The 21,584-nt window shown below is 74.2% G+C and carries 17 protein-coding genes and 1 tRNA gene; 9 read left to right on the forward strand and 9 right to left on the reverse strand.

All coding sequences use genetic code 11. From position 1 onward, the window contains the following. Window positions 1-62: 62 nt before the first annotated feature. The 6 genes from ACFW2G_RS03855 to ACFW2G_RS03880 all read left to right on the forward strand — a co-directional run bounded on the left by ACFW2G_RS03855 (window position 63) and on the right by ACFW2G_RS03880 (window position 9,150). Window positions 63-1,001: a glutamate ABC transporter substrate-binding protein gene (locus tag ACFW2G_RS03855; RefSeq protein ID WP_384445982.1), complete on the forward strand. Its 939-nt coding sequence runs from the start codon at window positions 63-65 to the stop codon at window positions 999-1,001. Between the two features lie 128 nt (window positions 1,002-1,129). Further along, window positions 1,130-2,416, forward strand: a complete 1,287-nt coding sequence (locus ACFW2G_RS03860) for a hypothetical protein (RefSeq protein ID WP_384445983.1) — start codon at window positions 1,130-1,132, stop codon at window positions 2,414-2,416. Then, complete coding sequence (locus tag ACFW2G_RS03865; protein WP_384580734.1) at window positions 2,413-5,250, forward strand: tetratricopeptide repeat protein; 2,838 nt, start codon at window positions 2,413-2,415, stop codon at window positions 5,248-5,250. Before ACFW2G_RS03860 ends, ACFW2G_RS03865 begins: the two co-directional genes overlap by 4 nt. A 48-nt stretch (window positions 5,251-5,298) precedes the next feature. After that, the gene (locus ACFW2G_RS03870; protein WP_384580732.1) at window positions 5,299-6,753 is read left to right on the forward strand and encodes a PP2C family protein-serine/threonine phosphatase; all 1,455 of its coding nucleotides are present in this window, start codon (window positions 5,299-5,301) and stop codon (window positions 6,751-6,753) included. 33 nt (window positions 6,754-6,786) lie between these two features. Continuing rightward, window positions 6,787-8,112, forward strand: a complete 1,326-nt coding sequence (locus ACFW2G_RS03875) for a VWA domain-containing protein (RefSeq protein ID WP_384445910.1) — start codon at window positions 6,787-6,789, stop codon at window positions 8,110-8,112. 45 nt (window positions 8,113-8,157) lie between these two features. Next, a complete protein-coding gene (locus tag ACFW2G_RS03880; RefSeq protein WP_384445911.1) occupies window positions 8,158-9,150 on the forward strand; it encodes an FHA domain-containing protein in 993 nt (330 codons plus the stop codon). Here the strand turns inward: ACFW2G_RS03880 and ACFW2G_RS03885 are convergent, their stop codons facing one another. Then, window positions 9,151-10,140 (reverse strand): methyltransferase domain-containing protein, encoded by a 990-nt coding sequence (locus ACFW2G_RS03885; protein WP_384445912.1) that lies wholly within the window; start codon window positions 10,138-10,140, stop codon window positions 9,151-9,153. It abuts the gene before it with no gap. Between the two features lie 82 nt (window positions 10,141-10,222). Here ACFW2G_RS03885 and ACFW2G_RS03890 point away from each other — a divergent pair, with 82 nt between their 5' ends. Further along, window positions 10,223-10,627 (forward strand): globin, encoded by a 405-nt coding sequence (locus ACFW2G_RS03890; protein ID WP_037923641.1) that lies wholly within the window; start codon window positions 10,223-10,225, stop codon window positions 10,625-10,627. Window positions 10,628-10,713: 86 nt separating this feature from the next. On the opposite strand, the gene ACFW2G_RS03895 is transcribed toward ACFW2G_RS03890, so the two are convergent. Genes ACFW2G_RS03895 through ettA form a run of 3 tightly spaced genes read right to left on the reverse strand, consistent with a single transcriptional unit; the run spans window position 10,714 to window position 13,600 of the window. Continuing rightward, a complete protein-coding gene (locus ACFW2G_RS03895; RefSeq protein ID WP_384445913.1) occupies window positions 10,714-11,472 on the reverse strand; it encodes a hypothetical protein in 759 nt (252 codons plus the stop codon). Beyond that, the gene (locus tag ACFW2G_RS03900) at window positions 11,469-11,918 is read right to left on the reverse strand and encodes a thioesterase family protein (protein WP_030031525.1); all 450 of its coding nucleotides are present in this window, start codon (window positions 11,916-11,918) and stop codon (window positions 11,469-11,471) included. Before ACFW2G_RS03900 ends, ACFW2G_RS03895 begins: the two co-directional genes overlap by 4 nt. A 17-nt stretch (window positions 11,919-11,935) precedes the next feature. Then, window positions 11,936-13,600, reverse strand: a complete 1,665-nt coding sequence (gene ettA / locus ACFW2G_RS03905) for an energy-dependent translational throttle protein EttA (protein ID WP_037923637.1) — start codon at window positions 13,598-13,600, stop codon at window positions 11,936-11,938. Between the two features lie 191 nt (window positions 13,601-13,791). Here ettA and ACFW2G_RS03910 point away from each other — a divergent pair, with 191 nt between their 5' ends. After that, window positions 13,792-14,019, forward strand: a complete 228-nt coding sequence (locus ACFW2G_RS03910; protein ID WP_384445916.1) for a hypothetical protein — start codon at window positions 13,792-13,794, stop codon at window positions 14,017-14,019. Window positions 14,020-14,047: 28 nt separating this feature from the next. Here ACFW2G_RS03910 and ACFW2G_RS03915 read toward each other — a convergent pair whose 3' ends face one another. The 5 genes from ACFW2G_RS03915 to ACFW2G_RS03935 form a co-directional block, all read right to left on the reverse strand. Beyond that, entirely contained in the window at window positions 14,048-15,526 is a 1,479-nt protein-coding gene (locus ACFW2G_RS03915) for a bifunctional phosphatase PAP2/diacylglycerol kinase family protein (RefSeq protein WP_384445917.1), read from the reverse strand. Between the two features lie 82 nt (window positions 15,527-15,608). Next, entirely contained in the window at window positions 15,609-16,772 is a 1,164-nt protein-coding gene (locus ACFW2G_RS03920) for a thioester domain-containing protein (protein WP_384445918.1), read from the reverse strand. Window positions 16,773-16,966: 194 nt separating this feature from the next. After that, window positions 16,967-17,374, reverse strand: a complete 408-nt coding sequence (locus tag ACFW2G_RS03925) for a single-stranded DNA-binding protein (protein ID WP_037923625.1) — start codon at window positions 17,372-17,374, stop codon at window positions 16,967-16,969. Window positions 17,375-17,474: 100 nt separating this feature from the next. Further along, on the reverse strand, window positions 17,475-19,319 hold the full coding sequence (locus tag ACFW2G_RS03930; protein WP_384580729.1) for a GTPase: 1,845 nt from the start codon (window positions 19,317-19,319) through the stop codon (window positions 17,475-17,477). Between the two features lie 4 nt (window positions 19,320-19,323). Further along, entirely contained in the window at window positions 19,324-20,949 is a 1,626-nt protein-coding gene (locus tag ACFW2G_RS03935) for a dynamin family protein (RefSeq protein WP_384445921.1), read from the reverse strand. A 343-nt stretch (window positions 20,950-21,292) separates the two neighbouring features. Here ACFW2G_RS03935 and ACFW2G_RS03940 point away from each other — a divergent pair. Further along, a tRNA-Arg gene (locus tag ACFW2G_RS03940) sits at window positions 21,293-21,365 on the forward strand. Window positions 21,366-21,584: the final 219 nt, after the last annotated feature.

Here is a 21,584-nt window from a genome sequence, read left to right on the forward strand (position 1 = left end):
GCTCGGTCTCCGTGGTCCGGCGGGGCGCGCGCCGGCTGCGCGGCTGGGGCGGCGTGAGCGCGATGGCCGTCGCCTGTGCCGTGACCGCCGCGGGGGTCCTGCTGCCGCTGGCCCACGCGACGCCCGACACGACGTCCGGTGCCCCCGCGCACGGACCCGCCCCGGCGGCCCCCTGGGTCCTGTCGGGCCCCTGTCAGGACCCCGAGGCCAGCCTGCGCCCGTCCGACCTGGACGGAGCGTCCATCGCCCGGATCAAGAAGGCGGGCAAGCTCGTCGCAGGCGTGGACCAGAGCAGCTTCCGCTGGGGGTACCGCAACCAGACCGCAGAGGGCGTCCGCCTCGACGGCTTCGACATCGACCTGGTCAAGGCCATCGCCAAGGACATCCTGGGCGACGAGAACGCGGTCATCTACCGGGCCGTCCCGACGAGCCAGCGCATCCCCGCCCTCCAGGAGGGCCGTGTCGACATCGTCGTGCGGACCATGACGATCAACTGCGAGCGGCTGGAGGACGTCGCCTTCTCGACGGCCTACTTCGAGGCCGGGCAGCAGGTACTGGCACCGAAGGGTTCACCGATCACCGGATACGACCCCTCGCTGAAGGACAAGCGGATCTGCGTCGCGGCCGGTTCCACGGCCGAGAGTGCGCTCAAGGCCCAGTCCTTCGGCGCGGCGGCGGTCACCGTGGCCAACCAGCTCGACTGCCTGGTCCGGCTCCAGCTGGCCGAGGTCGACGGCATCATCACGGACAACGCACTGGCCGCCGGTCAGGCGGCGCAGGACCCGGCGGTACGGCTGGTGGGCTCGCCCTTCACCCGCGAGTTCTACGGGGTCGCGATGAACAAGGACGCCCCCGACCTGGTCCGCCGGGTCAACAAGGTGCTGGAGGACTACCGCGCGGGCGGCAATGACAGCCCGTGGATGAAGGCGTACCTCAAACACCTCCAACCCGTGCTGCCCGGCGTGACCGGGCCGCCCGCGCCCAAGTACCGGGAGGGCTGAGACCGGTGGCGATTTCGGGCACGGGACCGGGCACGAGGTCGGACACGGAGGGAAGGAAGGGAAGGACAGGAGCGGACACGGAGGCGGCGGAAGCGGAGGCACAGTCGGTGGAGGTGGGGTCTGCAGTGATGGACCGGGACGGCGTCGACCGCGCCCTGACCAGGCTGGGCGCCGAGCACGAGGCCGTCGAGACCTCACTGCTCGCCCTCCAGGACCACGCCGGGCGCCGGCTGCTGGAAGGCGCCGAGCTGAGTGGGCTCACCAAGGAGCGCTGGACCTGCGCCGAAGCGGACATCACCCGCCTGTGGACGTACTTCGACGCCTACAGCGGGGCACTGGCCGCCGCCCGGGAGATCCGCGAGCGGCGCCGCTGGCCCAACCGCGACGACCTGACCGAGCTGACCGAGCGGCTGCGCGGGCCCGGGGTCCTGATCGCCGGGGCGGCCACCGAGGGCGCCGCGCTGGCGGAGCGGCTCTCACTCGCCGAGCTCGTGGCCCGGATGAACGACCTCTACGCCCGTTCGCTGGACGTCGTGGTCGCGGCCGACGCCGTGTGGTCGGCGCTGCCCGCCCGGATCGACCTGCTCGCCGCCGAGCTGCACCGCACCCGTTCGCTGGCCCACTCGGTGGGCGTGCGCCCGGGCGAGCACCCCTCGGGGGACGACCTGGAGTACATCACCGCCGAGCTCACGGAGCTGCGCGCCGAGGTGATCGCCGATCCGCTGGCCTTCTGGCAGTCCGCCGCAGGCAGTTCCGCGCCCGGCGGCGGCCGCCCCGACACCGGGCGCTACGACCGGGCCGCGCTCGCCCTGGAGGACGTGCGCCGCGAGGTGGAGGCGGTGCTGGCCGTCCGGCAGGACGCCGAGCAGCGGCTGATCGGCCTGCGTGACGTGCTCTCGCGGGCCGACCGCACCCTGGCGGAGGCGCGGACGGCGCGCGGCGAGGTGCTGGCGAAGATCGCCGCCTCCGAGGTGCCCGTGGTCAGCGGCCCGCCGACGGTGCTCCAGGAGCAGCTCGCGGCGGCCGCCGACCACCGGCGCCACGCGCGCTGGCACCGGCTCTCGCCCCTGTTGGAATCGCTGGAGGAGCGGGCCGAGGAGGAACTGCGCAGGGCCCGCGAATCGTTGACCGCGGTGACGGCCCCGCTGGCCGTACGGGCCGAGCTGCGCGGGCGGCTGGACGCGTACCGGGCGAAGGTGGCCCGGCACGGCCTGGCCGAGGACCCCCTGCTGATCGAGAGGTACGACACGGCCCGGCGGATGCTGTGGAGCGCGCCCTGCGACCTGCGGGCCGCCGAACAGGCCGTCCTGCGCTACCAACAGGCGGCCGGGGAGTCGCTGGCACCGCGGCAGCGGCCGGGACCGGAGCAGCACGAAGAAGAGCGGCCCGGCGGGCCGGGGACGGAGGACGCATGAGCCTGAGCGGAACGGCGTGCGTCCGCCCCGGCTGCCCGGGGACGTACGAGGACATGGGCGGCGGCGGGCTGTACTGCGACACCTGCGGCCTGGCCCCGGTCGGCGCGGTCGCGGCGGGCGCCGAGGAGCTGGTGTCACCGCCGACGGGAATGACGAGCCCGGCGCGCGGTTCCCTGGGCTCCGGCGGGTCCCGGGGCTCCCACGGGTCGCAGGGCTCCCAGGGGTCCCACGGCTCGGCGCGCTCCTCGGCCTCGGCCCGGTCCTCCCGATCCTCCTCCTCGCACCGTTCGGTGTCGGGGCGGCTGTCGCGTTCCCTGGCGGGGCAGGCTTCAACCCGCTCGGTCTCGGTGCGCAGTTCGGGTTCGGCCGCCTCCTCGGGACGCAGCCGGCTGGGTGCCGGTCTGGTCAGCGTTCCGGAGGTGCCGCGGCCCGACCCCTCGACGGCGGTCCTGGAGAACCCGGAGGTGCCCGAGCGCAAGCGGTTCTGCTCGCGTTCGGACTGCGGCGCTCCGGTGGGCCGGGCCCGCGGGGACCGGCCGGGCCGGACCGAGGGCTTCTGCACCAAGTGCGGGCACCCCTACTCCTTCGTGCCCAAGCTGCGCGCCGGTGATGTGGTGCGCGGCCAGTACGAGGTGGCGGGCTGTCTGGCGCACGGCGGCCTCGGCTGGGTGTACCTGGCGGTGGACCGGGCGGTCGCGGACCGGTGGGTGGTCCTCAAGGGCCTGCTCGACACGGGCGACCAGGACGCGATGGAGGCGGCGATCTCGGAGCGCCGCTTCCTCGCGGAGATCGAGCACTCCAACATCGTGCGGATCTACAACTTCGTGGAGCACCTGGACCAGCGGACCGGTTCGCTGGACGGGTACATCGTCATGGAGTACGTCGGCGGCAAGTCGCTGAAGGAGATCGCGAACGAGCGGCGCCGGCCCGACGGGCGGCGCGACCCACTGCCGGTGGAACAGGCCTGCGCGTACGGCATCGAGGCGCTGGAGGCGCTGGGGCACCTGCACAGCAGGAACCTGCTCTACTGCGACTTCAAGGTCGACAACGCGATCCAGCAGCAGGACCAGCTGAAGCTGATCGACATGGGCGCGGTGCGGCGGATGGACGACGATGAGTCGGCCATATACGGCACGGTGGGCTACCAGGCGCCGGAGGTGGCGGAGTTGGGCCCGTCGGTCGCCTCCGACCTGTACACGGTGGCGCGCACGCTGGCCGTCCTGACCTTCGACTTCCAGGGCTACACCAACGTGTTCGCGGACTCGCTGCCGGATCCGGAGCACATCGAGGTGTTCCGGCGGTACGAGTCCTTCTACCGGCTGCTCGTCCGGGCGACCGACCCTGACCCGGGGCGGCGGTTCGCCTCCGCAGAGGAGATGGCCGACCAGCTGACCGGCGTCCTGCGGGAGGTGGTCGCCCTGCAGACGGGGCAGCCGCGACCGCAGCTGTCCACCCTCTTCGGCCCGGAACTGCGGGTGCCGGACACCCGGCTGTTCGCCGGCACGGACACGGCGGACACGATGGTCTCCCGGCTGGGCGGCCGCGAGACCGCCGCCCGCCGGGGCGCCGGCCTGCGCAGCCTCGTGGGCCGCGCCCTGCCGGCGGCTCCGGCACCGGGCGGGCCCGCAGCTGCGGCACCGGCCGCGGCCCACCCAGCCCCGTTCGGCACGGCGGCCGGGGGTGCCGCCGTGTCTCCGGCGCCCTCCGGGGCCGTATCGGCCGGCGCGTCCTCGGGGCCGTTCGCCGGGCCCGGTGGTCCGGCGCTGACCGGGACGGCCCCCGCGGAAGCCGTGCTGGGGGACAGCGCCACGCACCTGGCCGGGGCGGCCGTGCCCCGGGCCCGGCGGGCTCCCGCGGCGGCGGCCGCACCGGAGCCTGCGGCCACGCCGCACGCCGGAGCCGTGCGGCCCGCCACGGCCGTCGACGCCCGCGACACGGCGCTGGCACTGCCGGTACCGCTGGTGGACGCCGCCGACCCCAATGCCGGCTTCCTGACCGGCCTGGCGGCCTCCGCGCCCGGCGACCTGTTGGGCGCGCTGGCCTCGGCGCCCACCGACTCCGCCGAGTTGCGGCTGCGCGAGCTGCGCGCCCGCCTGGAGCTCGGCGATCCGGCCTCGGCCGGGGAGGCGCTGGCCGAGCTGGAGGCCCGTCACCCGGACGACTGGCGGGTGGTGTGGGCCCGCGGCATCGCCTCGCTGGCCACCGGTGACGACGAGACGGCGGCCCTGTCCTTCGACGCGGTCTACGACGCCTTCCCGGGCGAGCCGGCGCCGAAGCTGGCCCTCGGGCTGTGCGCGGAGGTGCTGGGCCAGCTGGACAACGCCGCCGAGTACTACCGCCTGGTCTGGATCACCGATCCGGGCTTCGTCAGCGCGGCCTTCGGACTGGCGCGGGTCCAACTGGCCGCCGGGGACCGGGACGGGGCCGTGCACACGCTGGAATCCGTACCCGAGGCGTCCATCCACTACACCGCCGCGCGGGTGGCGGCCGTACGCGCACGTCTGCGCGACCGGTCACCGCAGGAGCCGCTGCTGGCGGATCTCTCGGCCGCCGCGGACCAGGTGGAGGCGCTGCGGCGGTTCGGGCTGGACCCGGAGCGGCAGGAGTTGCTGGCGACGGAGGTTCTGGGCTCGGCCCTGGACTGGGTACTGTCGGGCAGCCGGGGTGCCGACCCCGGCCGGACCTCGCTGCTCGGCAGTCAACTGGACGAGCGGGGCCTGCGCTTCGGACTGGAGCGCTCGTACCGCGTCCTCGCACGGCTGGCGCGGCGTGGCGAGGAGAGGATCGAACTGGTGGAACGGGCCAACCGTTTCCGTCCCCGGACGTGGGTGTGATTGATGTCGATGCATCGGCCGTCGGGCTGCCCGAGCTGCGCGGAGCCCATGGAAGAGGGGGACCGTTTCTGCGGCCTCTGCGGCTACGCCCTGACTGCTGCTCCCGCGGCCGCGTCCACGGACCAGCCGACCCTCCCCATCCCACCGGCGCCGCCGGCCCAGGCCGCGCCCGCGGCTGGGTACGCGGTGGTGGCCCCGGCCGGCTCGCACGGCTCCCCCGGCGGCGGACCCGCCCCCGGCTGGGGCAGCGTGGCCGCGGCCGCGCCGACCCTGGTGGGGGACCCTGCCGACTGGTCCGCGACCCCGGCGCAGCCTGATCCGGAGCCGGAACCGGAGCTCCGGCCGAGCCCGGCCGGAGCCTCGTACCCCGGACCCACCCCCGGCCCCGGCCCCGGGCCCGGCAGCCCGTACGGCAGCGGCGCCGAGTCCGCGGCCGCGCAGGACCCGGCGGGCGGCCCCGAGACCCGGCACGACCGGCCCGGCGGCGACCCCGGCGCGCCCCTCGCGGGGACGCCCTGGGGCCCGGGCCCGGAGAACCCGTACGAGAACGCCTACGACAGCGCGCCCCCGTCCGGTGCCGCACCCGGTGGGAAGACCTGCGTGGCCTGCCGGGCCGGGCACGTCGACACCGACGGGTACTGCGAGCACTGCGGGCACGCGCAGCCCCGGGAGCGCGACCACGTCGAGGAGGAGCTGGGCAGCGTCGCCGCCGTCAGTGACCGGGGGCTGCGCCACCACCGCAACGAGGACTCGTTCGCCGTGTCGGCGACCGCCCTGCCCGACGGTTCGGCCGCCACCGTGGCCATCGTGTGCGACGGGGTCTCCTCCGCGAGCCGCCCCGACGACGCGTCGGCCGCCGCGGCCGGCGCCGCCAACGAGGCCCTGCTGGAGGCCCTCCCCCGCGGTGCGCACCCCCAGGAGGCGATGCACGAGGCGATCCTGGCCGCCGCCGCGGCGGTCAACGCCCTGGCCCCGGAGGTCCCCGGCGCGCAGAACGCGCCCGCCTGCACCCTGGTCGGCGCCGTCGTCAGCGGCGGGCTGCTGACCATCGGCTGGGTGGGCGACAGCCGCGCCTACTGGGTGCCCGACGACCGTGCCGCGCTGCCCCGCCGCCTCACCGAGGACGACTCGTGGGCCGCCCAGATGGTCGCCGCCGGCCTGATGGGCGAGGCCGAGGCCTACGCGGACGTCCGCGCGCACGCCATCACCGGCTGGCTGGGCGCCGACGCGTACGAACTCGAACCGCACACCGCGATCTTCAAGCCGGACCACCCCGGCGTGGTGGTGGTCTGCACCGACGGACTGTGGAACTACGCGGAGTCCGCGCGCGAGATGGCGCAGGTGCTGCCCGCCGACGCCGCGGTCCGCCCGCTGCACGGCGCGCAGGTGCTGGTGGGCCACGCCCTCGACGGCGGCGGCCACGACAACATCACCGTGGCCGTCGTGCCGTTCGCCGCGCAGCCCGGACGGGAACCGGAAGTGGAAGCGCGCCCGCAGGTCTGACCCGCCTGCCCGAGCCCTCTAGGAGTCCAGCCGATGGCGAACTTCGCCAAGCCGAGCGCACCGCGCTTCAGCGTGGACGTGTACCAGAACGAGTTCCTCCCCGAAGGCGGGCGGGACGTCCACGCCATCGTCACCGTCACCGCCACCGGCGGCGGGAGCGTCACCCGCGGCACGTCCGCCGACGGCACGGCAGCCGTCGTGATCATGGTCGACTGCTCCGGTTCCATGGAGTACCCGGCGGAGAAGATGCGCGGCGCCCGCGAGGCCACCGCGGCGGCCGTCGACACCCTGCGCGACGGCACTGCCTTCGCGGTGGTCGCCGGCACGCACGTGGCCAAAGAGGTCTACCCGGGCCAGGGCCGCCTCGCCGTCGCCGACGCCTCCACCCGCGCCCGGGCCAAGGAGGCCTTGCGCGGCCTGAGCGCCGGCGGCGGCACCGCCATCGGCACCTGGCTGCGGCTGGCCGACGGCCTGCTGCGCGGCTCCCCTGCCGCCATCCGCCACGGCATCCTGCTCACCGACGGACGCAACGAGCACGAGGAGCCGGCCGTCCTGCGCGCCGCCCTCGACGCCTGTGCGGGCCGTTTCACCTGTGACGCCCGCGGTGTGGGCACCGACTGGGAGGTGAAGGAGGTCACCGGCATCGCGAGTGCGCTGCTCGGCTCCGCCGACATCGTGGCCGATCCGGCCCACCTCACCGAGGACTTCACGCGCATGATGGAGAACGTCATGGGCAAGGAGGTCGCGGACGTCTCCTTGCGCCTGTGGACCCCGGTCGGCGCGGAGATCCAGTACGTCAAGCAGGTCGCGCCGTCCGTCCACGACCTCACCGACCGGCGCACCGACACGGGCCCGCGCGCGGGCGACTACCCGACCGGATCGTGGGGGGACGAGTCCCGCGAGTACCACGTGTGCGTGCGCGTCCCCGGTGCGGCTGTCGGCCAGGAGATGCTCGCCTCCCGCGTCACACTGGTCCGGCCCGCGACGGGCGGCGAGCCCGAGGCCGTCCTGGCCCAGGGTCTGGTGCGCGCGGTGTGGACGGACGACCTGGCCGCGTCCACCGCGATCAACCCGCAGGTCGCCCACTACACCGGGCAGGCGGAGCTGGCGCAGGCTATCCAGCAGGGCCTCGAAGCCCGCAAAATGGGCGATGTCGACGGCGCCACGGCCAAACTCGGACGGGCGGTACAACTGGCGAGCGCCTCCGGCAACGCCGACACAGCACGGCTCCTGTCGAAGGTGGTGGATGTGGTGGACGCGGTGGCAGGTACTGTGCGGCTGAAAGCGAAGGTCGCCGACGCCGACGAGATGACTCTCGAAACACGTTCGACGCAGACCGTCCGAGTGAAGAAGTCCTGAGAGCCTCCCGCGATGACGCAGGGAGAAGAAGGGGGAAGAGCCGCCATGCCGACCTGCCCGAACGGGCACCAGTCCGCCTCCGACGACTGGTGCGAGGTCTGCGGCCACCGCATGGGTACCCCGGAGGGACCCCCCGCGGTGCCTTCCTACGGCTACGGCTTCCCCCCGACCGCCGGTGAGCCGACCGCCCAGGCAGAGCTCTGCCCGCAGTGCCGGACCCCGCGCGAGGCCATGGCCCCGTTCTGCGAGGAGTGCCGGTACAACTTCCTGACCCGTTCGGCGACTTCGTACACGCCGCCGCCGGCCGGGGACACGGGGCCGCCGCCCGGCGCGGGTGCCGCGGGATCCCGTCCCGGCGGCACGCCTCCGCCGCCCGTGCCGGGGCCGTACACGCAGGACCACTTCGACTACCAGGGCTCGCGGCCGTCCCGGGTCAACCGCCCAGCCGAGCCGCTGCACCGCGAGGACGACTGGCTGCTGCAGCCGCCCGCGCACGAGCCGCCGCCGGCTTACCAGCAGGCCCCGCAGCCCCAGTACCAGCAGCAGCCCCCGCCCCAACACCAGCGGGAGTACCAGCAGGAGTACCGGCAGCAGCCCCAGAGCCCGTCGTACCAGCCCCTGCCGCCCCAGAGCGGGTCCTGGACCGCGACGATCGGCCCGGACCGCTCGTACTTCATGGCGATGATGCAGCGCAGCGGGCCCGAGGCGACCGGGCTCAACCTGCCCGCGTACTCACCGGAGCAGCACCTCCCGCTGTCCGGCGGCCAGATCACCATCGGCCGCCGCCGCGCCTCCACGGGCGAGTCCCCCGACATCGACCTGTCGGTGCCCCCGGAGGACCCGGGCGTGTCCCACCAGCACGCAGTGCTGGTGCAGCAGCCCGACCGGAGCTGGGCCGTGGTGGATCAGAACTCCACCAACGGCACCACCATCAACGGCGGCGAGGACCCGATCCAGCCCTACGTCCCGGTGCCGCTCGCCGACGGCGACCGGGTCCACGTGGGCGCCTGGACGACCATCACCATCCGTCGCGGCTGATCACGCCTCCCCCAGGGGCCATACGTAGGGCCCCTGGGGATCGTCCAGCCACGACCACTGGCCCTCCGGGCCGACCGATACCCCGAAGCGTTCGCGGGCCGGACGGCCCTCGCTGCGCCATAGGTCCAGCGCTTCGCGGGGGGTCAGCACCCCGGCGGTCAGCACGAGCATGAACTGGAAGCGCTCGTTCTCCACCAGTTCGTAGGGAAGGCCGCGGACCATCGCCATCCGGTCGGGCGGCGGTACGGCCGTGGCCCCGCGCAGCGGGACGAAGTAGGCCGCGGTGTGCAGGAAGCGGCCCTCGGCGGATTCGGCGTCCCGCACCGTGAGCGCGATCAGCCCGGTCGACAGCGGGGCGAGGATGCGCGCCCCCGGCCGGCACTGTCCGAGCCAGGCGTGCGGAACCAGCGGGAGCGTGCACGTCACCAGGATCCGGTCGAAGGGGGCCCGGGCGGGGCAGCCGCGGGCGCCGTCGCCGGTCACCACGGCCGGGTGGTATCCGAGCCGGGCCAGGTGCGCCCGGGCGGACTCGGTGATCTCCTCGTCCAGGTCCACGGTCGTGACGTGCTCGTCGCCGAGGCGGTGGCAGAGCAGGGCCGCGTTGTAGCCGGTGCCCGCGCCGATCTCCAGGACGTCGTCGCCGTCGCGCACGTCGAGCGCGGCCAGCATCTTCGCCATCAGCGAGGGCTGGCTGCTGGAGGAGACCAGGCGGCCGTCGCGCAGCCGGGTGGCCAGTGGGGTGTCGGCGTAGACGCCGCGCAGCCATCGGGCCCGGATCTCCGGGTCGGGGTCCTCGGCCCAGAGCCGTTCCTGGCCGGCGCCGCGGTCGGACCAGAAGTACGGGACGAAGACGTGCCGGGGCACGGCCGCGAACGCGGCCCGCCAGCGCGAGTCCTCCAGCACGCCGGCCGCGGTCAGCTCCCGCACCTGGGCGGCGTGCGCCGTCTCGCGCAGGTCACGCGTCCCCGTGCGTGTGGTGTGTGCGCCCATGCCTCCACTGTCCTGCGCCCGGCCGCCGGGTGCGAGCGCGAAGGGCCTCCGGGCGGTGCCGGGCGTCTGAGACGATGGTCGGGTGAATGAGATTCCGCGGGGCGGCCTTCAGGAGCAGACCTTCTACGAGCAGGTGGGTGGCGAGGACACCTTCCGCCGCCTCGTGCGGCGCTTCTACCAAGGAGTGGCGGAGGACCCGCTACTGCGCCCGATGTACCCCGAGGAGGACCTCGGTCCGGCCGAGGAGCGGTTCGCGCTGTTCCTGATGCAGTACTGGGGCGGTCCGACCACCTACAGCCGACACCGCGGGCACCCGCGCCTGCGGATGCGGCACGCACCGTTCACGGTGGACTCGGCGGCTCACGACGCATGGCTGAAGCACATGCGGGTGGCGCTGGACGAGCTGGGCCTGGCGCCGGAGCACGAGGCGCAGCTGTGGAAGTACCTCACGTACGCCGCCGCGTCGATGATCAACACGGCGGGCTAGGGATGGTCCGGCGGACCGGCGCGGCGGGCCGGTCGGGACGCCGACCGCAGGCCCGGGCCCCGTCGGGGGCGGGCCCTGCGGCGGGCTCAGCGGGGGCTGACCCGGAAGGCGCCGAGGCCGCCGGTGGCGCCGGGACGGCGGGTGGCGACCGAGCCGTACGGCGTGCGCAGGCGCAGCCAGCTCCCGGAGGCGAGCAGCGCCACGGGATCGGACGCTGCGGACGCGGACCCGGCGGACGCGGACGCCGAAGCGGACACCGCGGCGCGTACCGGCCGCAGGAAGCCCAGGGACTGCGCGGCGTGCGCGACGCGCAGCGGGAGCTCGGTGTCGCCCAGGGTGCGGGACCAGATCTCGCGGCCGATGCGGTCGCGCTCGGACCGGGTCCGGTGCTGGGCGGGCAGGGCCTCGTCACGGGCCCGGAACTCGGTCACGGAGGCCGCCACGGCCTGGACGATCGCCTCGGTGCCGGGCAGCCCCGGCAACTGCCGCCAGCCGCCGCGGGGCGGGAGGACCCCGGTCCAGGGCGGGCCGGTGACCGGCCCGGGCACGGTGGCTCCGGCCGCGGCCTCGTCCACGGATTCCAGGAGCTCCCCGGCGGACACGGTCACGTCCAGCGGCGCCGCCACGGGGACGGCCAGCCGCACGGTGCGAATGGCCAGGACCTCGAAGGAGGGCGGGCGTCCGAACACGCCGAGCGCGCCGCCGCCCCCGCCCGCGGCCTGCGGCGCGAGAGGTGTCCCCTGGAGGCGGACGGCGGCGGCGCGGTCGTAGTGCACCAGCCGGCCCAGGAAGGCGGCGAGGTCCGCCGCCTCCCCGGGATCGGCGAAGCGCAGCTGCTCGTTCATGCCGCGATGGCCTCGGAACGCGGCTCGTCGAGGTACTCCTCCAGGAAGTGCCTCTCCTCGGCCGTGATGCGGCGCGGCCGGCCCGCGGCGAGGTTGTAGGGCACGACCACGGTCTCCGCACGCACGTAGACGGTCTCGGGCCGGTCCTCGGTCGCCTCGTCCTTGACCTCGTAGCGGATGGTCAGGGAGGCCGCGCCTATCCGGGTCACCCAGGATTCGATGAGGACGGGCTCGTGACGGTGCACGAGGGGCAGCTTGTAGTCGATCTCGTGGCGGGCGACGACGGATCCGCCCGTGAAGGACTCGCTGCCCTCCCCCGGCGCGAGGCGGAACATGAAGTCGATCCGCGCCTCCTCCAGGTAGCGGAGGAAGACGACGTTGTTGACGTGCCCGAAGGCGTCCATGTCCGCCCAGCGCAGGGGGCAGCGGTATTGGTGTCTGGCCATGGCCGTGACCTCAGCCCTCAGCCTCGGGTGAGCTTCTTGTAGGTGGCACGGTGCGGACGGGTGGCGTCCGGGCCGAGCCGCTCGACCTTGTTCTTCTCGTAGGACTCGAAGTTGCCCTCGAACCAGAACCACTTCGAGTCGCCCTCGTACGCCAGGATGTGCGTGGCGACCCGGTCGAGGAACCAGCGGTCGTGGGAGACGACCACGGCCGCGCCGGGGAACTCCAGCAGCGCGTTCTCCAGCGAGGACAGGGTCTCGACGTCGAGGTCGTTGGTGGGCTCGTCGAGGAGCAGCAGGTTGCCGCCCTGCTTGAGGGTGAGCGCGAGGTTCAGGCGGTTGCGCTCACCGCCGGAGAGCACACCGGCCGGCTTCTGCTGGTCCGGGCCCTTGAAGCCGAAGGCGCTGACGTACGCGCGGGACGGCATCTCGACCTGGCCGACGTTGATGTAGTCCAGCTCGTCCGACACGACCGCCCAGAGGGTCTTCTTCGGGTCGATGTTGGCGCGGCCCTGGTCCACGTAGCTGATCTTGACGGTCTCGCCGACCTTGATCTCGCCCGAGTCCGGCTTCTCCAGGCCCTGGATCATCTTGAAGAGCGTGGTCTTGCCCGCGCCGTTCGGGCCGATGATGCCGACGATGCCGTTGCGCGGCAGCGTGAAGGACAGGTCGTCGATGAGGACCTTGTCACCGAAGGCCTTCGAGAGGTTGCTGACCTCGACCACGATCGAGCCCAGGCGCGGGCCCGGCGGGATCTGGATCTCCTCGAAGTCGAGCTTGCGCATCTTGTCGGCCTCGGCCGCCATCTCCTCGTAGCGGGCGAGACGGGCCTTGGACTTGGCCTGGCGGCCCTTGGCGTTGGAGCGGACCCACTCCAGCTCTTCCTTGAGGCGCTTGGCGCGCTTCTCGTCCTTCTTGCCCTCGACCTTGAGGCGCTCGGCCTTCTTCTCCAGGTAGGTGGAGTAGTTGCCCTCGTAGGGGTGCGCGCGGCCGCGGTCGAGCTCAAGGATCCACTCGGCGACGTTGTCGAGGAAGTAGCGGTCGTGGGTGACGGCCACGACGGCGCCCTTGTACTGGGCCAGGTGCTGCTCCAGCCAGTTCACGGACTCGGCGTCGAGGTGGTTGGTGGGCTCGTCGAGGAGCAGCAGGTCGGGGGCCTCCAGCAGCAGCTTGCAGAGGGCCACGCGGCGCTTCTCGCCACCGGAGAGGTTGGTGACCGGCCAGTCGCCGGGCGGGCAGCCCAGGGCGTCCATGGCCTGCTCCAGCTGGGCGTCGAGGTCCCACGCGTTGGCGTGGTCCAGGTCGTCCTGAAGCTTGCCCATCTCCTCCATGAGCTCGTCGGTGTAGTTCGTCGCCATCTCCTCGGCGATCGCGTTGAACCGGTTGAGCTTCTGCTTGATCGGGCCGACACCGTCCTCGACGTTCTCCAGGACCGTCTTGGACTCGTCGAGCTTCGGCTCCTGCATGAGGATGCCGACGGTGTAGCCGGGTGCGAGGAAGGCGTCACCGTTGGACGGCTGCTCGATGCCCGCCATGATCTTCAGAACGGTGGACTTACCGGCACCGTTCGGGCCGACCACACCGATCTTGGCCCCCGGCAGGAAGTTCAGGAAGACGTCGTCGAGGATCACCTTGTCACCGTGCGCCTTGCGCGTCTTGCGCATGGTGTAGATGTACTCAGCCAAGAGAAACCGTCCGGCAGATCGATGGTGGGCAGATACACCCCATACTGCCAGGCGTCCATACCCCGGGGGAAACCCGTATGGTCCGGGCCCCGGGCCCGCGGCGTCCCCCGCGGCGGCTGCATCCTTCGGCCTACCGCGTTCTCGGCCCTGCGGAGGACGATCCCGCGGCACCGCCGCGGGAGGGTTGATCCGTGCGAACAACCATCGGATACACCGTCGAGAACATCGGCTACGTCGTCGGGGCCCAGGGGCTCGTCGGCTTCGCCTCGCAGACCTTCTTCGGCACGGAATGGGGCTGGCTGCACCGGGTCGCCGGCCTTCCGCCCGCCGCCTACCTCGGCGTCGTCGCCGCGGGGCTGGCGCTCGTCGCCGTCGGGGTCGGGACCCGGAAGGCGCCCGGGCGCCGGGAGACCGCCTGAGCGGCGGATCCCGACGGCGGGCCGGAGGTCAGAGGGGGCGGTAGACCGTGAGGGCGCCGGGGAGGGTGTCGAGGACCAGCTCGCCCGGCGCCTTGGCGTATTCACCGTCGTAGGCGAGCGGGGTGCCCTCGGGGACCGCCCCGACGCGCAGGCTCCGCAGGTGAGTGGCCGCGTGGACCGGGGAACGGCTCAGCGGGCCGGCGAAGGCGGCGGCCAGCAGCCGGGGCCCGGGCCGGCCGCCCCCGTGGACGACCCGCAGGTCGAGCAGGCCCTCGCCGACGCTGTCGCGGCGGCCGGGGGTGGGGCCGGTGCCGTGGTAGGTGCCGTTGCCGGCGAAGAGCAGCCAGACGCTCCGGGGCCGCCCGGCCAGGCGCAGCCGCACGGGCCGCTCGGCACGCAGGACCTTCCAGGCGGCCAGCAGCGCGGCCGGGCCGCCGCCGATGCGCGGGCCCCAGCGCAGCCGGTGGCGCAGCAGCTCCGGGTAGGCGCCGATGCTGAAGTTGTTCAGGAAGTAGCCGGGCTCGCCGTCGGGGCCGGGCCCCGGGGAGAAGCGGCCCACGCCGACGTGGACGGCCTCCCCGTGTTCCAGGGCCTCGCAGGTGCTCTCCGGTCCGACGAGACCGAGGTCGAGCGAGAAGTGGTTGAGCGTGCCGCCGGGGAACACGGCCAGGGGCACCCCGGCCCGCAGGGCGGCGCCGGCGGCCGCGTTGACCGTGCCGTCGCCGCCGCACACGCCGAGGACGGCGGCGCGCGAGGCCGCCTCCGCCAGTGCGGGAAGCAGCTCCGCGCCCTCGCATGCGACGACCTCGGCCTTGGGGAGGCGGGTGCGCAGTACCTCGCGCACCTCGGCGGCCGTGCCCGAGGCGGTGTTGACCACCACCGTCAGCCCGTCCCCGTCCGGCAGCGCGGGGACACCGACGGCCCTCGGCTCGTCGCCCGGCACGGCCCGGGCCTCCTTCACGTCCCGCGCGAGCCGGCGTACGACGAACGCGGCGGCGACGCCCAGCGCCGCGCCCGCGACGACGTCGGAGGGGTAATGCACGCCGGTGTAGACCCGGGAGAACGCCACCGACGCGGCGACCGGGGCGAGTGCGGCGCCCAGGGCGGGGGCCTCCAGCGCCAGGCCGGCGGTGAAGGCGAAGGCGGACGCCGAGTGCCCGGACGGGAAGGAGGTGGTGTGCGGCTGCACGGCCAGCTGCCGCACCGCGGGCACCCCCTCCAGCAACGGCCGGGGGCGGCGTACGGACCACTTGCCGATGGTGTTGATGGTCGCGGAGGCCAGGGCCAGCGAGGCGGCCCCGCGCAGGGCCGCCTTGCGCGCGCCGGTCGGCCCGAGGACGGCGATGGCCGCGGCGGCCCCGCCCCACAGAACGCCGTGGTTCGCGGCCCGCCCCAGACGCGGCAGCACCCGGTCGGCGCCGGGCCAGTGCCTGCGGGCCACGGCGTCGAACAGCCGGCGGTCCCACCGCGCGAAGGCGCCGGTCCAGGTCAGTTCTTGATCAACCATTTCCTGCCTCTACCCCGGATCCCGCATCGCAACCGGCCCGGCGCTCCGCGGGCCGGCCTTGCCTCCACCGCTGCTCCTCGTCCTACTCCTCCTCGTCGAGCGGGCGCTTGCGCAGCAGCAGGACGACCAGGCCGCCCAGTACGACCAGGCCCACCGCCAGGGAGGCGATGACCGGCGTGGCGGCCGAGCTGCCGCTGGTCGCCAGCCGTTCCTCGTCCGGCGAGGTGACGGGGAGCGGCCCGGACTGCGCGCCCAGCACGACCGCCTCCGCGCCACTGCCCGGGGCCGGGGCGGGGGCCGGGTCCGCGCCGGCCCCGGACGCCGGGGCCAGCTGCCAGGCGGCCCACGCCGTGGCGGTCGCCACGGACTCGCTGGAGCCGGCCACGATCTGCGTCTGGGCGGGGACGCCACTGGTGAAGACCCGACCGACCGGCACCCTGGTGGCGCCCTGGACGGTCACCGAGGCCGTCCCGTCGGGGGTGCCCACGGGCACCTCGAAGTAGATCCGGCTCCCGTTGACCGCCGAGGTCAGCGGCTGCCCGTCGGCATCCAGCACGCGCACGCCCATGGCCGCTGCCGCCGCGTCCGGGATGACCGAAACGCTGCGCGCGCCGGTACGCACGGTCACCGGGCCGAGCCGCGTGCCAACCGGCCCCGAGACGTCGCCGGGGTCGAGCGCCAGCGAGGCGGGCGGCTCCGGTCTCTGTCCGGCCGCCCGCTGGAGGTAGTCGGCGAGCTTCTCGGCGGAGGGGTCCGCTGCCTCGACCCGCGCCCCGTCGGCGAGCCGCCAGATCGCCACCTGGGTCCCGGCCGCCGCGCTCTCCGCGGTGAGCGACGCGGCCCCGGCCGCCTCGGCGAGCCCGGCCAGGTCGTTCAGCTGGGGGTAGGAGTGCTCCAGCACCCAGCGGATCCGGCCGGCCTGCCCGTTGCCCGCCAGCGCGCTGCCGCTCCAGCCGCTCTCGGTGTACCGGGCCTGCGGCTGGGCGTTGCCGTCGACCCCGACCCCGTAGGTCTGGAGCATCCCGCCGCCGTCGACCCGCATTTCGTACAGGCCGGCGGGGATGTGCCGCACCGATCCGTCGCCGGCGTGGAGGACCGCCTCCCCGTACGTCTTGAGACCGTCCAGCACGGCGCTCGCGCCCTCCGGGGCTCGGGGCGCCACCGGGCCGGAGTCGGCGAAGGCCCGGGCTCCGGGCGCGGCGGCGAGGGCCGCGGCCAGCAGGACGGCCGCGAGCGGCCGGCGCACGGAGCCCCGGACCGCCGGGCCGGGTTCGGCGGGGGCGGGAGCAGGTGCGGAAACGGCAGGGATGGCGGATGTGGGAACAGCAGGAGCGGGAGCAGGAACGGAGGATGCGGGAACGGCAATCGACACAGTCTTCCCCTTCGGGCCAAAGACCCAGGTGCCCGTGAGTACCGGGGAATCCTAACCGCCTCGAACACTCACCCCACCAGCGCCTTCTGAGTGTCCATCAGCGGATGATCGGTTCTCGCCACTCGCCTGAAGGCCGCCGTGCCGCGGTTCAGGTCGTGCCCGACGGCGGTCGCGTCGATCTCCGCGCCGAACCACCGGGTGCCCTCCCCGTCGGGCGGATCCTCCCGCACGCGCAGCCGCCCGTGCACCACGAGCGGTTCGCCCACGGAGACGGAACCGGCGAGGTTCACCGCGAGGGTGCGCCGCGCCCACACCGTGTAGAAGCTGGTGGCCCCATCCGTCCAGGCGTCCTTGCGCCGGTCGAAGTACCGCGGTGTCACCGCGAAACGGAACCGTGCCGACGGCCCGTGCGCCGTCTCCTTGTAGTCGACCTGCGTCGCCACATGGCCCACCAGCGTCACCTGGGTGTCGTACATCCCGGTCGCCCTCCCCCGTCGTCGTGGCCCGCGCGGACCATCCGTACGGGCTACGGCCCATGCTGCGGCCGGCGGCAGGGTCCCCGCTCCGGCCTGTGGACTACTGGCGGGTTGTGGACAACCGGCTCCCCCCTGCGGCAACCGTGGCGTACTGCTCGCGCACCTCCCGGTAGCGCAGCAGCTCCGCCGCCACCGGCTCCAGCACCCGGGCCCGCCCACACCCGGCCGCCGCCTGCCGCAGCCTGCGCTCCGCGTCCTGCCCGTACCGCCGTGCCGGACCGCGGGCCGCGATCGAGCAGGCCCATTCCACGAGCGGCCCGCCGACGATGCCGGCCACCATCAGCAGCACCGGCGGCATCAGCTCCGGTTCCAGGACGCCGACGATCTGCCCGACGAGCCACAGTCCGCCGAAGATCTGCAGCAGCGTCATGGCCGCCTGTGCCAGGACCGCCACCGGCCACCACGCGGGCCGCGGCGGTTTGACGTTCGGCGGCGTGGCGGCGGGCCCGAGGGTCACCGCGATCTCGTCCAGCGCCTCCGGAAGCCGGTCGGCGCCGCGCACCGCCGTCTCCCTGACGGCCTGCGCCCAGGGTTCGGGCAGGCCCGTCACCGCTTCGTCGGCGACCGCCCGTACGGCCTGCTCCACCCGCTGACGCGCGGTCACCTCCTCCTCGACCGGTGGCTGCGCGGCCGTCTGGCCCCGTCCGCCGATGGCTGCGAGGGCGGCCAGGCCCGCCAGGGTGTGCGGCGCGCGCCGGTTCTCGTACCAGCGCCACAGCCGCAGCCACGGGGTGCCGCACGCCTTGCCCGCGTTGCGCCGCCAGGCCCGTTCGGCGGCGAGTCCGGCCGCGCAGGCCCCGACCGCCTCGGCGAGCCGGTCCTCGAACTCGGCGCGCGCCGCCTCCCCGATCTCGGGTCCGGGGTGCCCGTCGGCGACGTAGAGCGGTTGCAGCCGCACCGCCGCGCGGTCCACGTCCGCCGAGATCCGCCGGGTCGCGGCGCCCTTCTCCTGCGCGAACTGCCCGAGGAGTTCGCGCAGCTCCCCGACGCCGTCGCCGGTCAGCGCGGACAGTGCGAGGACCGTGGCGCCGGGTTCGCCGTGCTCGCCGAGTGCGATGCCGTCCTCGTCGAGCAGCCGGCGCAGGTCGTCCAGGACGAGGTCGGCGGCCTCGCCGGGGAGCCGGTCCACCTGGTTGAGCACGACGAAGGTCACTTCGGCGTGCCCGGCCAACGGCCGCAGATAGCGCTCGTGCAGCACCGCGTCGGCGTACTTCTCCGGGTCCACGACCCACACCACCGCGTCGACGAGCGCCAGTACCCGGTCCACGTGGTCGCGGTGCGCGCCGAGCGCGGAGTCAAGGTCCGGCAGGTCCACCAGGACGATCCCGCGCAGTGTCTCGGCCTCGGAGGTCTCCCGGGGCCGGCGGCGCAGCCGTCCCGGGATCTCCAGCCGGTCCAGCAGCCCGGCGGCCCCGTCGGACCAGCTGCACGCGATGGGCGCGGCAGTGGTCGGGCGGCGCAGACCGGTCTCGGAGATCTGCACTCCGGCGAGTGAGTTGAAGAGCGTGGACTTGCCGCTCCCGGTCGCCCCGGCGATCGCGACGACCGTGTGCTGGGGCGAGAGCCCGCGGCGGGCGGCGGCCTCGTCGAGCACCCGTCCGGCCTCGGCGAGGGTCTTGCCGTCGAGCCGGGTCCGGGAGAGCGCGACCAGCTGGCGCAGCGCGTCCAGGCGCTGACGCAGGGCCTGCGCCTCGGGGCTGAGCGGGGGCGCGGACACCTTGCCGCCGTCGCTGCCGGTGCCCGAGACGGCCCGTACGAGCGCCTCGTCGCCCTCGTCGCCCGTGTCCGCGGCGCCCTCCTCGTCCGCTTCGGCGGGGCGGGGACGGGAGCGCGCGATGAGCCCGTCGTCCCAGCGGTCGTCGGTGCGGTCGGTCAGGGCGGTCACGGCGTCACCTCTCCTTCTGCAGTACGGACAGCGCGGCGATCAGTTCGGCCTGGGGTTCCGGGGTCACTTCGAGTGCTTCCAACGGGGCGAGACGGCGGTCGCGTTCGCCGCGGAGCACCTCGTCGAGGTGGTCGCCGACGAGTTCTCCGCCCCTGTCGCGCAGCCGCAGGGCGGCCTGGGCGCCGATCCGCTCGGCGAGCTTCTCCCCGGCGGGCCGGGCTCGTTTGCCGCCGAGCAGGGTGGCGGCGAGCAGGGCCGCGACGCCGTCGGCGTCGGGCACCGGCTGTTTGTCGAGCCGGGAGACCTCCTCCTCGGCGAGTTCCTCCAGCACGCGCCGCCAGCGGCGTACCGCCACGCCGATGCGTTCCCCCGCCTCCCTGTCGGGCGCGGGCAGCACCAGCGCCCCGGAGGCCGGTTCGCGCCGCCAGGCTTCGGCGATCCGCTCGTCCGCTGCGGCGACCGCGCACTGGAGCAGTGCGGCCAGGGACTCGGCGAGCGAGTCCAGCAGTTCGTCGGCGCTGGTGTCGAGGGGGTAGCCGCGCCACCGGGTGAGCGCGTCCCCGGCCAGCACGGCACCGCGGTCGAGCCGGCCCCGCACCCTCTTGCCCTCGCGCCGGTAGGCGTCCTCGACGGCCGAGGTGAGTCGTACGGCGGCGGCGTGCTGGGCGGCGACGGCGGAGGCGAGTTCGGGCATCCGGCGCCCGAGCGAGTCCAGCGCCCCGAGGGCGGTGCGCCCGACGGCGTACTGGCGGGCGGCCGGGTCCTGGGCGTGGTGGGCGAGCCAGGCGAACAGCGGGGCGACGGCACTGGCGGGCAGCAGGCCGCCGCCGCCGGTGGACTCGGGGAGTTCGGGGACGGTGAAGCGCGGTACCTCGCCCAGTCCGGCCTTGGTGAGCAGGGCCCCGTACTGGCGGGAGACCTCGGCGAGCACCTGGTGCGGCACCCGGTCCAGGACGGTGATGAGGGTGGCCTTGTACTGCTTGGCGGTGCGCAGGAGGTGCCAGGGGACGGCGTCGGCGTACCGCGAGGCGGTGGTGACCATCACCCAGACGTCGGCGGCGCAGATGAGTTCGGCGGCGAGTGTCCGGTTCTCGACCACGAGGGAGTCGATGTCGGGGGCGTCGAGGATGGCGAGTCCGCGCGGCAGGCTGGTGACGGTCTCGATCCGCATCTCGCGGGTCTCGTGGCCGCCCTGGGCGCCGGTGTGGCTGCGGCCCCGGCGGCGCGAGGAGGGCCTGGGGGGCGTGTCGTCGTCCTCGTGCGGCACCCACACCCGCATCAGATCCGGCAGCACGCGCATTCCGGCGAACCAGTGGTGGTCGTCGGGGTGGCAGACCAGCACGGGTGTGCGGGTGGTCGGGCGCAGCACGCCGGCTTCGCTGACCTGGCGTCCGACGAGGGAGTTGACGAGGGTGGACTTACCGGCCCCGGTGGACCCGCCGACCACGGCGAGCAGGGGCGCCTCGGGCGCCTTCAGGCGCGGTACGAGGTAGTCGTCGAGCTGCGCGAGCAGCTCGGATCTGGTCTGACGGGCCCGCGGGGCGCCGGGCAGGGGCAACGGCAGACGTACGGACGCGACCCGGTCGCGCAGGGCGGACAGGGCTTCGAGCAGCTGAGGCCGAACATCCAAGGTCACCACATGCGAAGAATGCCCAATTTAGGACCATTTTTGAAGCTTATACGCCCTCTGCGCGCCGACGGCGACTCGGACGGGATATTCCGGGCACGGCGGACGAGTGGGGCGCAGGCGTGGCGCAGGCATAACGAGTGCACAACACCCACGGCGGCGCGGCGCAAAAGCGATGCGCGAATCGCACCTGCCTGCGATTATCGGGACCGCTTCACCGAACCTCCACATCGTGGCACGCGGGTGAAGCAACCGGGACAAGGCAACCGGAGCCCTATCCTTGACCCGGCACGGACCGAAGTCCCACCCCCACCAGGGGCTCCAGGCCCACCAGGGTCACCTTCCGGCCCCCGTAGCTCAGTGGATAGAGCAGGTGCCTTCTAAGCACTTGGCCGCAGGTTCGAGTCCTGCCGGGGGCACATATTCTCCATCACCCGAAGCCCTCCCTCCGTGGAGGGCTTCCGTGCAGGTCGCAGCGGTCGGCCGGGCCGCCGAGGAGGGCGGTCCGCGGGCCGAACACGCCTGCGCCCGGCCGCAGATCGGCCGAAAGCGGCGGCACGGCGAGCCCTTCACCGGAAGCGGTCGGTCCTCTTCGACGTACCAAGCCCCTGGCCCGCCGACTCCCCCGAGTTGCGGGA

The organism is Streptomyces sp. NPDC058880 (assembly GCF_042742535.1).
Taxonomy (GTDB): Bacteria; Actinomycetota; Actinomycetes; order Streptomycetales; family Streptomycetaceae; genus Streptomyces.